We start from the raw sequence: 16,971 nt of genomic DNA on the forward strand, positions 1-16,971 counted from the left end.
CAGCGTACTTATCGTCACTCTCAAGCTTTGTTCTATGGTAATAAAAGACGCTTTTAGGCAGACATGAGGCTTTAAGTAAGTCAGATAAACAACAGCTATCCCTTAGTGCTTCGATGAGCCTTGCTTTGTCACTGCTTGTTCCTTTTGTTTGAGCAAGGCATCTAGCTTTTTTAGGTAGGCAACCTCCGCACGTAGGTATTCATTCTCACGTTTGAGTTCTGCTAGTGTTTTTTCATCATCTGGTTTGTCGGTAATAAATGGCTTGGTCATGGCGATTCTACCTTTACGTTTGGATATTAGTCCAGACATGCCATAAAGCCGATACGCTTTGTGCCAATGACTAATTAAGGCAGGTGAGCTGATGTTGAACGTTAAAGCGACCTCGGATTGACTTAATGCTTGCTCTAACATGGTCGTAATCACGTGATGTTTAAAATCGCGACTATAGTGAGCTTTACTCGACTTTGGCTTGATGGCATCTATGCCACCGCTTTGGTATTGCTTAACCCATTTTTGTACAAGTTTCGAATCTACTTTAAACTTCTCACTTGTGGCAAGTCCGGTATGTCTTTGCCGATAGTATGCGATGACTTCGATCTTGAAGTCTAGTGTGTAACGCATAAAAATACCCCATAAGTTGTGTCCAACTTATGGGGGTCAGTTCAATTTTAGCTTTGAGGTTTTCATGACAAAGGTTTTGCTAATAGCATTAACTACTATTAAAAACGTTTTTTAAAACTCTTAGGTGTTTGGCCTTGTAGCTCTTGCATCTGCTTTTGCATATCTTCAGTACTTGGCATGTTATTTGGATCAAGTCCCATCTGTTTCGCCATTTGCTGCGGATTCACATCTTTAACGCCGCCTTGCTGACCACCACCGCCGAATAATGGACCACCACCACCGCCTGCTCCAGCGCCGCCACCCATCAATCCTTGCATCGATTTCATCATTTTGCTGATGCCTTCAGGCTTTGAAATCATCTTCATCATTTTTGCCATTTGCTTGTGCTGCTTGAGCAAACGATTGACGTCTTGAATTTCACGACCAGAGCCAGCAGCAATACGGCGCTTACGGCTCGGGTTAATCTTATCAGGGTTTTTGCGCTCAAATGGCGTCATCGAATTAATCAACGCTTCCATCTCACGCACTTTTTCTTCAGGCTTAGCATCTTCGACGGCTTTTTGCATATCAGAGCCGCCCATACCTGGCATCTTATCTAAGAAGCCCGCCATGCCGCCCATACTTTTCATTTGCTGGAACTGGGTCAATAGATCCTCAAGGTCGAACTCGCCGCCCTTTTGCATCTTTTTCGCCATTTTTTCGGCTTTATCACGATCAATCTTTTGCTCAACTTCTTCGACTAGACTAAGTACGTCACCCATACCAAGAATACGTTGGGCAATACGTTCAGGATGGAACAGCTCTAGCGCGTCTAGCTTTTCACCGCGACCTAAGAATTTAATCGGCTTACCTGTGATAGCGCGTACAGAAAGCGCCGCACCACCGCGCGCATCACCATCGGTCTTGGTTAAAATAACACCCGTTAATGGCAACGCATCGTTAAAGGCTTTGGCAGTATTAGCCGCATCCTGACCAGTCATCGCATCGACAACAAACAGCGTCTCAGAAGGATTAACCGCAGCGGTCAGCGCTTTGATTTCATCCATCATGGTCTCATCAATAGCCAGACGACCCGCTGTATCAATAATCAAAATATCTTGATATTGAATTTTAGCCTCTTCAATAGCTCGTAGCGCAATATCAATCGGGTTTTCGTCGCTACTTGAGTTAACGAACTTGGCATTCACTTGCCCAGCGACTTGTTCAAGCTGCTGAATCGCTGCTGGACGATAGACGTCAGCAGATACCAGCATAACCTTCTTTTTATGACGCTCTTGTAGGAATTTAGCCAGTTTACCAGCAGTGGTGGTTTTACCCGCACCTTGCAGACCTGCCAAGATATAAACCACTGGTGGCTTGCCAGTCATCTCTAACTGCTGATTGGCACTGCCCATCATTTCAGTCAGCTCATCATGGACGATCTTGACAAATGCCTGTCCTGGAGCCAACTCTTTAAGCACCTCAGCACCAAGCGCTTGCTCTTTGACACGCTTCACAAAATCGCGGGTGACAGGTAACGCCACATCGGCTTCTAGCAGCGCCATACGTACTTCGCGTAAAGTGTCTTTGATATTGTCTTCGGTCAATTGCCCTGTGCCTGCGATATTGCGCAGGCTCGATGATAAGCGTTCTGTTAAGGTATCAAACATAAATAACTCTCAGTTAAAATAATTCTCAGTTAAACCATTTAAATGGTTTATAAATAGTATTAGCGTATATTATGAAATATTGGGTCGCGCTTTTATAAAAACAGTTATAAAAATTATTATAAAAAACAGCAAATTATCAATACTATAGCATTAAGCACACCCAAAATTTATAGTCGGTCTACAAATAATGGTTTTGCCCATAATCGTTTTGCAATCAGGAATACGTAAGATGGTACTCAATTGACTGCCATTTTATGATAAATTGGATGATTGTTCTAATAATACCATTTTAGCATTAAATTGAGCGCTCATTTTTTAGCATTAAATTGAGCGCTCATTATGAGATGAGGTCTTTTATCTTGCAACTTGCATTCTTACTTGCTGGTGTGGCTTACCTCTTAGTCAGCATTCATATTGGTTGGGCGCTGATTCAAGATAAACCTATCCATAAAGGCACAAGCTTAAGCTTATTATTGGTGGGTATGTTGGCACATGCGACGCTACTCTACCCACATGTTGTCACTCTTTATGGGTTAAATTTTAACCTATTTAATATCATTAGCCTGATCAGTTTATTTTTCTTATTCTTTTATGTCATGTTCTGTTTGTACCGACCTATCGTGAGTCTTGGTATTTTAGCAGCACCGACCGCACTCATAGGTATGATAATCGGCTATATTGGCCGCGCGCCTTATCGCCCGCTCACTGATATCAGTATGGGGCTTGAAGCTCATATATTACTATCACTTGCCGCCTATTGTGTGCTGCTGATGGCGGCGGTGCAAGCGCTATTTTTGCGTCTGCAAATACGTGAACTTAAACACCAATCGATTCACCGTTTTTGGGTTAATAAACTACCGTCCCTTCAAAGTATGGAAAGTCTATTATTTGATATGCTATTAGTAGGCTTTGTCCTGCTTAGCATTGCGCTAGGCATTGGTTTTATTTACGTAGAAGATTTGATGGCGCAGCACATTGCCCACAAAACGGTGTTTAGCGTGCTGTCATGGCTGTTATTTGGGGCGCTGTTATTAGGCAACTGGCGTGCTGGATGGCGTGGCAAACGCGCTGCTAACATCACCATTTACGCTTTTATTTTATTAGCAATTGGCTTTGTCGGCAGTAAGTTTGTGTTAGAGATGGTGTTATAAACTCAGTTTTGCAACAGCAATATGATTAAAAAAACAAAGCCGCCAGTATCATTAAATAATAATACTGGCGGCTTTTTTATTAAATCTCTTTTAACGATTTCTTCTCAATTTAAAACAGCTCTAATTAAAAGCTAATTAAAAACCACCGTTTTGTTTCCCGCTACAATCACGCGATTTTGCACATGCCAATTTACGGCTCGCGCTAATACATTACGTTCAATATCACGCCCAATCGCCCGTAATTCCACGACCCCTTGACGATGGGTCACACGGTGCACGTCTTGCTCAATAATAGGTCCTTGATCCAACTCGGCTGTGACATAATGGGCGGTCGCACCGATAAGCTTCACCCCTTTATCATAAGCTTGGCGATACGGATCTGCACCAACAAACGCTGGCAAGAATGAATGATGAATATTGATAATCTGCATCGGCCAACGCTTGACAAAATCAGACGACAATATCTGCATATAGCGCGCTAATACCAATAAATCATTGCCTGCCATCAATTGATGAATCTGCTCTTCTGCCTCTACCTTATTATCTTTGGTCACTGGTATATGATGAAAGATAATATCGAAACTCTCTACCGCTTGACGTAAGTCTTCATGATTACTGACGACAGAAGTAATCTCACAATCAAGCAGTCCGCGCTGATGTCGCCACAGTAAGTCTAGTAACGCATGGTCAAACTTTGATACTAAGATACCGACTTTGGTTTTAATGGCATTGTCGTGTAGGCGCCACTCCATATTATGGCGCTTAGCAACGGTATGGGCAAAACTGGCTTCAAAGTTATCAATAATCTCACTCAATCCCGCTAAGACAAATTCTAAACGCATAAAGTATTGACCACCTTCATGAGCAGTTGAATACTGATCAAGGGTAATGATATTAGCGCCATAGCGATGAATAAATTCGGATACCGCTTGCACGATACCTGCTTGATCACGGCATTTAATCAATAGTGTGGCAGTATCAATAGCATTGGTCATAGGTGGCACTTTAGATGCCTGTTGGAATAAAGTTTTCGGTGAAGTAATCGTTGCAGTGTCTGACATAGTACGCCCAATCAAAATAAAACTTGCTACTTAAAATCTAATAGCAATATAAGAAGACAGCTATTTTAATCGCTTTTGCGATATTTTGCTGATTGAGTTGGTTGTATTTGGTTATTGAGATTATAAACGCAAAAACCCCCAACGCGAGGTTGGGGGCTAAGTGTTAAAAAACTCTAGGTCTGATTAGATAATATCTATTGCGCTTTAATCACTCTATTGAAACTAAAGCCATTATTACTGACGCTAACGACAGAACCTAAAGCAAACGCTTCGTTAAAGTCTATCATATAGGTATTAAAACCACCTGGCGCTCCAGATCCAGATACTCCATTAATTGAGACAAAGTAGTTTGATTGAGCTGGCTGATAAGGAGACAAAGTGACTTTGGTTGAAGCAGGAACATTAGGCGTTCTAAGGTTATCTTGTTCCTGAATACTCACATTCATACTATTCACGCAAGTTGCACCACCGTTACCAAATGGGCTGGTATTATCAATCCAAGGCGTACTTAAGTCTGAGCCGTTAATAACTAAGTCTTTTTCTGCTGAAGGCAGCTGATAGTTAATACTTTGCGTACTTTCACTACCATTTAAAAAGGTTGTGGCATCAAACTTTACTTTTACCCAGTTTGAATAACGTAGTGGATAACGAATCTCAAAATCAGCACGGCCTTCATCATCGGTGACAAAGCTATAACCATCATCAGATAACGTACCACCAATAATAGCAACAGGGTTAATAGCTTCTAAGCTGCCATTGTTGTTCTTATCTTCATTTAAGATCGGGTTGCTATCTTTGTCTAAAGTATAGTTATAGTTGCCATCTTCGGTATCAATCCAACTTGAAGTTTGTGAAACAGGCACTTTTTCAGCGGATGTTTTTAGAGCTGGGAGGATAATATTACCATCTTCTAAAAAGCTAGAAGCTTGATAACTTACTGTACTATCTAACAAGCAGTATTTACCCTGAGCATACTCAACCGCATAAGACTTAATGGAGACTTCTTTATTTGGTACAGCGCGTCCTGAGCCATCCATTACCGAGATGGAACCACGTACTGTGTAGTAGATATCATCAGAGGCCAGCTTGTTACCAAACGATAACGTGGTATAGACCGCATCTTCAGATACAGTAATATTGGTAGTTTTGAGACCAATGCCTGCATTATCTATTAATAAGCGCGCGTTAATGACTACGCCACCAATGGGTGAGCTAGCATTTGCTTGATAGACTACCCGCGCCTGACCTTTACTATCGGTAATGGCAGTTGCAGATGATAGACGACCTGCTGATGAGTCAGCAATACGGCTAAAGACTACGGTTTGCCCTTCTACTGGCACATCGTTTTTGTCTTTGACTGTTGCCACCACTTCGGTGCTACCACCAGGAGTAATAACCGACTTCACTGCTTGGAATAGCATTTTGGTAGGTGTGGTTGCACGGAAACGAGTATCGACTATCGCTCTATATCTTGGCTGACCATTGACATTTTCACCCAATACCGTGGCTTGTAATACCGCAGTACCTGCTAGTTCAGACTTGAGCCACACTTTTACGGTAATAATGCTGCCTTGAATGTCACTTTTCTGAATCGGCTTAGAGACAATGACTTTATCGGTAAATTTATCCAAATAGTTTGGAATTAAGCTACCAATAGTAGTTTGTACTTCGACTTCTTTACCGACAAGTTCCAGCGCTTTTTCTGGGCTATCTGCACGAATTTGAACGTTAATTAATTGTGGCTCATTGACATCATAAAGGTTTTCAATATCAATAAAACTGATGCCCGCTTGCGAGATTTTTACCAGCTCAATGCTGTTATTACTACGCTGCACTACTATGCCGCCTTCACCTACTGCGCGGGCAAAAACGCGTAAGTTACCATTGCTATCAAAGGTTAGATTTGCCTCATTGATATCAAAGCTGGCTTCGCCATCGGCATTGGTGGTCGTGGTAGCATTGGTAGTAATAAGCTCATCATCTGAATTTACCAGCTCCATACCTGCATTAGCAATCGCACGTCCTGAACCATCGATTAGGCGAGTCGTAATCGTCGCTAGACCACCATCTTTAAGCTTGGTTTCGGTAGCGCTAAGCGTAATCTCAGTGCCTATCGCTGATAAGCTTAATGACTTATCTTCACGCACTTCCATGGTCACATCACCATTGGCATCATATCGCGGCGTAACGATTTTAGCATTGATAACGACGCTATGATTCAGACGCGCGTTGACCGTGCCTGCGGCTAATAGTACGCCGACATCGACTTTACCACTGACATCGGTTGTTACGACGCTTGGCGTGGTCAAGGCAGCACCACTAGCCTCTAAGTTCTCAATACTTAGCTGTAGCGGTACGCCGACTAAGATACCACCCCTGCTATCAGTAACACGGAAGGTCGCCGTGGTCTGATCGCCACCGGTTCTCAGCGTCGATTTCTCTGATGAGGCAAGTATTTGATAGCTGTCAATCGTGGCTTTATCTACAGCGACGATGTATTGTTGTTCTAGCGTCAGGTTATCAGCGGTCGTCGTGGTTGCCATCAGCTTGATACCCGCTTCCAAAATAGCTTGGTTAACGTTAGCGCCCGCCTCAAGTTTGAGATCAAAGGTTGCTACGCCATCACCATTCGTAGTCACGGCATTATTGGTAATCGTAACCCCTGTTTTTATCGGGTCATCAACGTTTAGACGTACTTCACGATTGGCTATACTGCTACCATCATTCTTAGCAACGCGTACAAACACTTTAAAGGTGTCGCCCTTGGTATTAACAACCTTATTGGCACCTATCGTTAGGTTCTCTTTTATACCGGTGGTGGCATCTGGGGTTATTGTATTAACGGTACTGCTTTGGGTTACTATATTGCCACTTGCATCTGCGGCTGAAAATACAATAACAAAGCTTTTAGTCGCACCTTCAATCGCCTCTTTCTGAGCAGTGGTCAGGTTATTAGGCACAGCAAGGGTAAAGGTCGCACGACCTGAGTCATCTGTAGTCTGACTGTTACCTGATACGAGTGTCACGCCTTGGCTAGCAATAAGTGCCGGCAATGCCAAAAATACTTTTTGTCCAGCGACAACGTTACCTTTATCGTTTTCAGCAGTCACTTCAATCTGCGTCTCACCACCATTTAGATTCAGTGGATTTGATTGGGTGTCTATCAAAGAGATATTTGCAACCATCGACTGTACTTTAATATTAACTTCTTGCTCTTGATTAGTCAGTGTCTCTTTCAAAGTAGCCGTTAATACCTTATCTCTTAGCGCCTGTTTTTCATCAGGTGTTAAGTTACTTGGTACCACAACCTCAAAGCTGACGATACCATCTGTATCGGTGTTGGCAACGATGGTTGCAGAACCTGCATTACCGTTCACTGTTAGTAGTTTTGCTAATGACTTATCATTAAAGTTCAGCTCGACTGACTGACTGGCAATTTGGGTATTATCGGTTTTGTTACTCAGCTGACCTTGAATGGTAATGCTATCACCCACCTCGTTCAGCGTATAGCCATCACGATTGCCTATATTAGTAGGAGCATTCAGGATACTTAATACAATAGCAGGCTGGAATAAATTAACCTTCCGTATTTTAGAATTATAGGTGATTCCTTTTTCGACATAAGACAATTGATAGTTAATACCAATTTTCTTCAGTTCATCGCGTTGCTTACGCGTTAAGCCAGTCGGCACATCAATAATATAAGTCGCCTCACCATTGAAGTCTGTGGTTGCGCTCGTTTGACTGAGTGTCACCCCATAATCCCGCGCTTTTGCCCCTAAGACGATATCCACTTTCTGACCGTTAACCGGTGTTTTTGCCGCATCTTTGGTCAGTAGCTTAACAGTGATACTACCATTGCCGCCAAGCTCACTGATAGTAGGCGTCCGAATAGAGGCAAAATCAATACTGGTTGCCGGCTGTTGTACTGTCACCGTATCGCTAATTTTGGCTTCTTTGTCATCATCAATCAAAGTAGCAGTGTAGCTGATACCTGATGCCACTAATGCGTCACGCTGTGATGGGGTTAAATTTTGGCTGATATTAAGGGTAAATACGGCATTACCCGCAGCATTGGTGGTCTGCTCGTTACCCTCGATACTGACACCAGGCAGTATTTTATCAAGCGCTAGCTTAACCACTTTGCCAGAGGCAGCACTACCATTTGAGCGCTTGCCTGATACTTGGATATTAAACTGGCTATCGCTTGTATTAACTACCTTAGGCGTGCTGATAGATGTTAGTACGATATCACTTAGTGCAGCCTTGTCCTTAACAAGCACGCGTTCACTTTCAACTTTACTGCTTGCGCCCGACTCTTCAAGGTTAGTGGCAGTCAATACAAAGCCGCCGATACCTTCGAGCTTATCTCTCTGTACTTTGCTCAAACCTGATGGTACGCGAACCGTGTAGCTGACCATTCCTTTATCATCAGTGATTTGGGTAGCGGCACTGTCTAAGGTCAATAGTCCTGCATCTATCAATGCTGATGGTAAGACAGAGGTTACGCTTTGACCCGCAATCACACCGCCTTGTTTATCATTGACACGGAAGCTGATAACCGTGCTACCACCTGAGCTTAGCAGCTGACTATTACTATTGATACCAAAGTTAATTTGGTATGCAGCATCAGGTATCGCTGCTTGAGCAGTGGCATTTTCGGTCGCGATACCGTCATCGTCGGTTAAGATAGCAGTATAGGCAATACCTGATGCTACTAATGCGTCACGCTGTGCTCTCGTTAAGCTTGGATCTATATTGACCATAAAGGTCGCATTACCTGCCGCATCGGTGGTCTGCTCGTTGCCTTCGATACTGACACCAGATACATTATCGATGGTCAGTTTAACCACTTTGCTCGCAGCCGCACTGCCATTAGGACGCTTGCCTGATACTTGGATTTTAAAGCTGTCTTTTAGGATATTGACGGTACTTGGAATAGAAGTTGAGCTTAAGGTGGTTGCACTGACTTTAACCTCATCACTAATAAGTACAGGCGTGCTTTCCACTGTACTACTAACCCCTGAGTTTTCAATGATAGCAGCGGTTAATTTAAAGCTGACTGCATCTTCAAGCGCCTTTTTCTGCTCTGTGCTCAAACCTGCTGGTACACGAACCGTATAGCTGACCATACCTTGAGCATCGGTCGGTTTCGTAGCCTCACTGTCTAGGGTCAATAGTCCTGCATCTCTCAATGCTTTTGGTAGGACTACGCTGACTCTTTGATTGGCAATCACACCGCCCGTTGTTTTATCATTCACGCGGAAGCTGATAACCGTGCTGCCACCTGAGCTTGAGAGCTGACTATTACTATTAGTACCAACGTTAAGTTGATATTGCGCATCTGGTATACCTGCTTGAGCAGTGGCGTTTTCGGTCGCGATGCCGTCGTCATCCGTTAAGATGGCAGTATAGGCAATACCTGACGCCGCCAATGCTTCGCGCTGTGCTTTCGTTAAGCTTGGATCTATATTGACCGTAAAGGTAGCATTACCTGCCGCATCGGTGGTCTGCTCATTACCTTGGATACTGACGCCAAATACATCCTCGATGGTCAATTTAACCACTTTACCAGCAGCTACATTACCATTAGGACGCTTGCCTGATACTTGGATTTTAAAGCTGTCTTTTAAGACGTTGACCACACTGGGAATAGAAGCTGAGCTTAAGGTGGTTGCACTGACGGCAACTTTGTCACTAATTAGTACAGGCGTGCTCGCCACTTCACTGATCGCACCCGACTCTTCAATGATAGTGGCAATTAATATAAAGCTGCCCGCAGCTTCAAGCGCCTTTTTCTGATCTGCGTTCAAACCTGCTGGTACACGAACGGTATAGCTGACCATACCTTGTGCATCAGTCAGTTTCGTAGCCGCACTATCTATAATTAAGATGCCTGCTTCTCTCAATGCTTCGGGTAATTCTGCCGTGACGCTTTGATTCGCAATCACGCCGCCGGTCTTTTTATCATTGACGCGGAAGCTGATAACCGTGCTGCCACCTGAGCTTGAGAGCTGATTATTACTGGTAGTACCAAAGTTAATTTTGTAAGCAGCATCAGGCATCGCCGCTGTAGCCGTGGCGTTTTGGGTAGCGATGCCGTCATCGTCGGTTAAGATGGCAGTATAGCCGATACCTGACGTCACCAATGCTTCACGCTGTGCTCTCGTTAAGCTTGGGTCTATATTGACCGTAAAGGTGGCATTACCCGCCGCATTTGTCGTCTGCTCGTTGCCTTCTATACTGACCCCAGATACATTATCAATAGCCAACGTAACTACTTTACCAGCAGCTGCATTCCCATTAGGACGCTTACCCGATACTTGGATTTTAAAGCTGTCTTTTAAGACGTTCACCACACTTGGGATAGAAGCTGAGCTTAATGTGGTTGCACTGACGGCAACTTTATCACTAATAAGTACAGGCGTGCTTGTAACTGTGCTGCTGACACCTGAGTCCTCAATGATAGCAGCGGTTAATGCAAAGCTGCCCGCAGTTTCAAGATCATCTTTCTGTTTTGTGCTCAAACCTGCTGGTACGCGAACCGTATAGCTCACCATGCCTTTATTATCAGTGACTTGGGTGGCGGCACTGTCCAAGGTGAGTAGTCCTGCATCTCTCAATGCTTTTGGCAGGACGGCAGTTACTCTTTGATTGGCAATCACACCGCCCGTTTCTTTATCATTGACGCGGAAGCTGATAATCGTGCTGCCACCTGAGCTTGAAAGCTGATCATTACTATTAGTACCGAAGTTAATTTGGTAGGCAGCATCAGGCAGCGCTGCTTGAGCAGTGGCATTTTGGGTAGCGATACCGTCATCATCGGTTAAGATGGCGGTATAAGCAATACCTGACGCCACTAATGCTTCGCGGTCTGCTCTACTTAGCGTTGGGTCTATATTCAGGACAAAGGTCGCATTACCCGCTGCATCAGTCGTTTGGGTATTACCTTGAACACTGACACCCTTCACATTATCGATAGTCAATTTAACTAATTTACCAGCAGCTGCATTACCATTAGGACGCTTGCCTGATACTTGGATTTTAAAGCTGTCTTTTAAAACGTTGACTACACTTGGGATAGAAGTTGAGCTCAAGGTAGTGGCACTAACTTTAACCTCATCACTAACTCGTACAGCTGCGCTCGTCGCTGTACTGCTAGCGCCAGAGTCTTCAATAATAGCAGCCGTCAATGCAAAGTTGCCAGTCGCTTCTAATGCCTTTTTCTGATCTGTGCTCAAACCAGCAGGTACACTTACATTGTAGCTGACCATGCCTTTATTATCAGTGACTTGGGTAGCGGCACTGTCTAAGGTGAGTAATCCTGCATCTCTCAATGCTTTTGGCAGGACGGCAGTTACTCTTTGATTGGCAATCACACCGCCCGTTCCTTTATCATTCACACGGAAGCTGATAGTTGTGCTGCCACCTGAGCTCGAGAGCTGATCGTTACTGCTAGTACCAAAGTTAATTTGATAATCAGCAACGGGCATTGCCGCCTTGGCGTTATACTTTTGGGTAGCGATACCATCATCATCAGTTAAGATGGCGGTATAGGCAATACCTGTTGAGTCCGCTAATGCTTCGCGCTGTGCTCTCGTTAAGCTTGGGTCTATATTGACGATGAAGGTAGCATTACCCGCCGCATCGGTGGTTTGCTCGTTACCTTGAACACTAACACCCTTCACATTATCGACGGTCAATTTAACCACTTTGCCAGCGGCAGCACTGCCATTAGGACGCTTGCCCGATACTTGGATTTTAAAGCTGTCTTTTAAGACGTTAACCACACTTGGAATAGAGGTTGAGCTTAACGTGGTTTTACTGATTTTAACCTCATCACTAATACGTACAGGCGAACTGGTAACCGTACTTCTAGCGCCTGATTCTTCAATGATAGTGGCAGTTAATATAAAGCTTTTTATTTTCTCAAGATCATCTTGCTGTGCTTTGGATAGTCCTGCTGGTACGCGAACCGTATAGCTCACCATACCTTTATTATCAGTGGCTTGGCTAGCAGAACCATCTAAAATTAAGATACCTGCTTCTCTCAATGCTTCAGGTAATTCTGCCGTTACCCTTTGATTGGCAATCACACCGCCCGTCTTTTTATCATTGACACGGAAGCTGATAGTTGTACTGCCACCTGAGCTTGAAAGCTGATCATTGCTACTAGTACCAAAGTTAATCCGGTAATCAGCAGTGGGCATTGCCGCTTTAGCAGTGGCATTTTGGGTAGCGATACCATCATCATCAGTTAAGATGGCGGTATAGGCAATACCTGTTGATGCCGCTAATGCTTCGCGGTCTGCTCTACTTAGAGTTGGATCTATATTGACGATAAAGGTCGCATTACCCGCCGCATCGGTGGTCTGGGTATTGCCTTGGACACTGACGCCCGTGACATTATCGATGGTCAGTTTAACCACTTTGCCAGCAGCCGCATTACCATTAAGGCGCTTGCCTGATACTTGAATTTTAAAGGTGTCTTTTAGAACGTTAACCACACTTGGTATAGAGGTAGATCTTAACGTCGTTTCACTGACTTTAACCTTATCACTAATACGTACAGATACACTGTCAGCCGTACTACTTGCGCCTGACTCTTCAACGATAGTGGCAGTCAATGCAAAGCCACCGATTTTCTCAAGCTGCTCTTTACGCTCAGCAGATAATCCTGCAGGTACACTCACGTTATAGCTGACCATGCCTTTATTATCAGTGATTTGGGTAGCGGCACTATCTAAAGTGAGTAGTCCTGCATCTATCAATGCTGGTGGTAGAACTGCCGTTACGCTTTGATTAGCAATCACGCCGCCTTTTTTATCATTCACGCGGAAACTGATAGTTGTGCTGCCACCTGAGCTTGACAGCTGATCGTTACTACTAGTACCAAAGTTAATTCGGTAATCAGCAACGGGCATCGCCGCTTTGGCGGTGCCTTTTTGGGTAGCGATGCCGTCATCGTCGGTTAAGATAGCAGTATAACCAATACCTGACGTCACCAATGCTTCGCGCTGTGCTTTCGTTAAGCTTGGGTCTATATTGACGATAAAGGTCGCATTACCCGCCGTATCAGTCGTCTGAGTATTACCTTGGACACTGACTCCCTTCACATTATCGATGGTCAGTTTAACTAATTTACCAGCAGCCACATTACCATTAGGACGCCTGCCTGATACTTGGATTTTAAAGCTGTCTTTTAAAACGTTAACCACACTTGGAATAGAGGTTGAGCTTAAGGTGGTTGCACTGACTTTAATCTCATTGCTAATCCGCACACGCTCACTGGTTGCCGTACTGCTCGCGCCCGACTCCTCAATGATAGCAGCCGTTAATGCAAAGCCGCCAGTCTTCTCAAGCTGTGCCTTACGCTCAGTAGTCAATCCTGCAGGCACACTCACCTTATAGCTGACCATTCCTTTAGCATCAGTAACTTGGGTAGCGGCACTATCTAAGGTGAGTAGTCCTGCATCTATCAATGCTTTTGGCAACACTGCCGTTACTCTTTGATTAGCAATTACGCCACCATTTTCATCATTCACGCGAAAGCTAATAACGGTGCTATCACCTGAGCTTGAGAGCTGATCGTTACTACTGGTACCAAAGTTAATTCGGTAGTCAGCCGTGGGCATTGCTACTTTGAAAGTATCATTTTTGGTGACGATACCGTCATCGTCCGTTAACGTAACCGTGTAAGGAATAACCAATTTGGTTAATGCTTCACGTTGCTCTCTAGTTAGGCTTGGGGCTATATTGACAGTAAAGGTTGCATTACCCGCATTATCAGTCGTCTGCGTATTGCCCTGCACACTGATACCGTCAATATTATTAATGATTAATTTGACTTCTTTACCAGTTGCCGTACTACCATCTGGACGCTTGCCTGATACTTGGATTTGGAACTGGTCTTTTAAGACGTTCACAATACTGGGGACAGTTTTTGAGGTGATAACGGTTTCACTTTCTGCGGTAACCTGAACCTTAGTACTAGTCACACTACTGATGACCCCTGACGCCTCTTTCATAGTAGCAGTGATGGAAACGTCGGCTTGTTCTAAAACTGCTCTTTTATCAGCGCTTAAATTGCTCGGAATGCGAATAGTATATTTTACCAAACCTTGCGCATCAGTTTTTTGAGTCGCATCGCTCTCTAAGGTGAGTAGCCCTGCATCTCTTAAGGCTTTGGGTAGAGTAGCAGTGACATTTTGATTAGCAATAGGACCACCATTACTTCTATCAATCACACGGAAAGTCACAATAGTACTGCTACCATAGCTTGAGATTTTATTTTTGCCATTACTCACAAAGCTAACTTGATACTGAGCTTGAGGAATATAAACTTGGTTAGTAAAAGTTTTTACAGTAGTAGAGCGGTTAGGCTCAGATAGAATGATCGTATAGCTGATACCTTCTTTAGCAAGCTTTTGGCGAGCCGCATCATCTAAAGTTGGCGATACGTTTAGATCTACTGTTGCCTTGCCAGTAGCATCTAATACCAATTGTTCCGTGGCTAAACTTACACCTTCAGGCGCATTATTGAGCTTAATACTCACTTGAGCACCATTAATTTGAGTCGGTACCTTGCTATTTATAGGACTTGCCGTAACTGTCAGCTTCTTAGTATCACCATAAGCATTAATAGCATTGGTCACACCGTCGACTTTCAGATTGTAGTCAGAGATAGGCAGTGCTACAGGCAGTTCTTTAAGCTGCTGTTTGGTCGCGCCATTCTTCTCTTTTATACTAATACTGTAGGTAACGCCTTGCTGAATGAGGGCATCACGAACCTCTTTTGAAAGACCTTCCTCTAATTTAATATTAAAAGTAGCAATACCATTCGTATCCGTCACTTTACTATTACCACCAATGATAGAGACACCATCGGTACTTGCGAGACCTAAGCCTACGGTCACGCCTTGGGCACGTACTTTATTTTTATCCTCAACTATTACACTAAATACAGCCGTATCACCAAGAGCGTTCAGCTTATTATTAGAGACGGAAGTCGTTTGTATATCTGATTTGATAATAAGGTCGCTGATAATAACTTGCGAACCTCCTCCAGCCCCTTTTCTAGAAACAGGAACAGATCTAATTTGTTCGACAATCGTGCCATCTGCTTTTTTGGATGTGGCAATTAAAGTAAAGCCATTTCTTAGTAGTGCTGCCTCATCTTTGATGGCTTGTGGATTCAGCTTCAGCTCGTAGACTGCGTTACCACTCTCATCTGTCAGCTGTATGCCTTGACGCTCGATAGTTACTGCCCCTGAATTCTCAGAATCAGCAACTTTTAATGTGACTTCTTGATCACTCACGCCACTAATGCCAGCAACTTGTAGTGCTTTTACAGTTGCTGTAAATTCCGTTTGTTCGTCTTGGTTATCCGAAATCTCAATGTTACTTGGGTTAATAGTGATTGCTTGTAAAAAGAAATCAGGTCTCTCAGTAGGGTTAGTTGTGCCACCACCATTATTATTCCCACCACCGGTACCAGGCTTTTCAGGGCCCAAATCAGGTGTGGGTGCAATTACATCTGTACCATCCCCGCCACCACAACCTGCTAACGCCAAGGCACAAGATAAAGAAGTAAGCTGAAATAACTTAAAAGCAGGTAATGAGGTATATGACATTTTTGGAGCTCCGCAGCAGCAGTAATTTATCTGATTAAATGTATGCAATTATTACGTAGCCTCATATCAGCTTGGTAAAGATACATATATTTACAATAATAGCAGTTATATTAACAGATTGTATTAAATTTATGACTGCAACTTTACTGACTTTTGTCATAACTTACAACTAAAAAGTGAATCCTTATTATTAAATAATCAATCACATAGCGTGCTCAATTCAAGGTATAATAGTTACCGTTTAAACCAACAACTATCACAAAAATATTTGAGTATTCATTACTTTTATGGTATAAATGTCGGCTTTAAAATTTTCTGAATTGGTTTGTCTGTTATTTGCCTTTAATGACAGTAAATCAGCTCAACATTCATATAGTTTTGTTTGGTGCAAAGCTGCCGCTTGCTGTGTCCATGCCGCAAATACGTGCAACTTGCCCAGACTGGTATGAGAAAAACTCATACCTCATAGATTAGGAGTTCGCCATGTCTAGAGTTTGCCAAGTGACTGGAAAGCGCCCTATGGTGGGTAATAATGTTTCGCACGCAAACAACAAAACCCGTCGTCGCTTTCTACCAAACCTTCATAACCATCGTTTTTGGGTAGAGTCAGAAAATCGTTTTGTACGTCTACGTGTGTCTACCAAAGGTATGCGCATCATTGACAAACTGGGTATCGATAAAGTGCTAGTAGATTTACGCGCACAAGGTCAAAAAGTATAAGTGACTATTGGCAGTTTAATTAACTGATGGTAATCGTTGATTAGACTGCTTTTAAGTGATACATCTATGAAATTCATATTTATTTCGTAAATATATCACCACTTAATATTTTAGATCCATACCTATCGATTGAAGA

The 16,971-nt window shown here is 43.4% G+C and carries 6 protein-coding genes; 2 read left to right on the forward strand and 4 right to left on the reverse strand.

What is annotated here, in order from left to right:
* Window positions 1-102 precede the first annotated feature (102 nt).
* A complete protein-coding gene (locus tag EPB74_RS08955) occupies window positions 103-621 on the reverse strand; it encodes a helix-turn-helix domain-containing protein (RefSeq protein WP_274903892.1) in 519 nt (172 codons plus the stop codon).
* Between the two features lie 98 nt (window positions 622-719).
* Window positions 720-2,270, reverse strand: a complete 1,551-nt coding sequence (gene ffh / locus EPB74_RS08960; RefSeq protein ID WP_274903893.1) for a signal recognition particle protein — start codon at window positions 2,268-2,270, stop codon at window positions 720-722.
* Between the two features lie 344 nt (window positions 2,271-2,614).
* Between ffh and EPB74_RS08965 the strand changes: the two genes are divergently transcribed.
* Entirely contained in the window at window positions 2,615-3,421 is an 807-nt protein-coding gene (locus EPB74_RS08965) for a cytochrome C assembly family protein (protein WP_274903894.1), read from the forward strand.
* Window positions 3,422-3,552: 131 nt separating this feature from the next.
* Here the strand turns inward: EPB74_RS08965 and purU are convergent, their stop codons facing one another.
* Together purU and EPB74_RS08975 are read right to left on the reverse strand one after the other, a co-directional pair.
* Window positions 3,553-4,416, reverse strand: a complete 864-nt coding sequence (gene purU / locus EPB74_RS08970) for a formyltetrahydrofolate deformylase (RefSeq protein ID WP_274903993.1) — start codon at window positions 4,414-4,416, stop codon at window positions 3,553-3,555.
* A 260-nt stretch (window positions 4,417-4,676) separates the two neighbouring features.
* Window positions 4,677-16,115: a hypothetical protein gene (locus EPB74_RS08975; protein WP_274903895.1), complete on the reverse strand. Its 11,439-nt coding sequence runs from the start codon at window positions 16,113-16,115 to the stop codon at window positions 4,677-4,679.
* Between the two features lie 483 nt (window positions 16,116-16,598).
* Here EPB74_RS08975 and rpmB point away from each other — a divergent pair, with 483 nt between their 5' ends.
* A complete protein-coding gene (rpmB, locus tag EPB74_RS08980; RefSeq protein ID WP_011280972.1) occupies window positions 16,599-16,835 on the forward strand; it encodes a 50S ribosomal protein L28 in 237 nt (78 codons plus the stop codon).
* The last annotated feature ends 136 nt before the right edge of the window (window positions 16,836-16,971 follow it).

This window comes from Psychrobacter sp. DAB_AL62B, from assembly GCF_028895345.1.
GTDB lineage: Bacteria > Pseudomonadota > Gammaproteobacteria > Pseudomonadales > Moraxellaceae > Psychrobacter.

Coding starts and splice junctions, on each gene's coding strand:
- EPB74_RS08955 (WP_274903892.1), bottom strand. CDS start 621: ATGCGTTACACACTAGACTTCAAGATCGAAGTCATCGCATACTATCGG.
- ffh (WP_274903893.1), bottom strand. CDS start 2,270: ATGTTTGATACCTTAACAGAACGCTTATCATCGAGCCTGCGCAATATC.
- EPB74_RS08965 (WP_274903894.1), top strand. CDS start 2,615: ATGAGGTCTTTTATCTTGCAACTTGCATTCTTACTTGCTGGTGTGGCT.
- purU (WP_274903993.1), bottom strand. CDS start 4,416: ATGACCAATGCTATTGATACTGCCACACTATTGATTAAATGCCGTGAT.
- EPB74_RS08975 (WP_274903895.1), bottom strand. CDS start 16,115: ATGTCATATACCTCATTACCTGCTTTTAAGTTATTTCAGCTTACTTCT.
- rpmB (WP_011280972.1), top strand. CDS start 16,599: ATGTCTAGAGTTTGCCAAGTGACTGGAAAGCGCCCTATGGTGGGTAAT.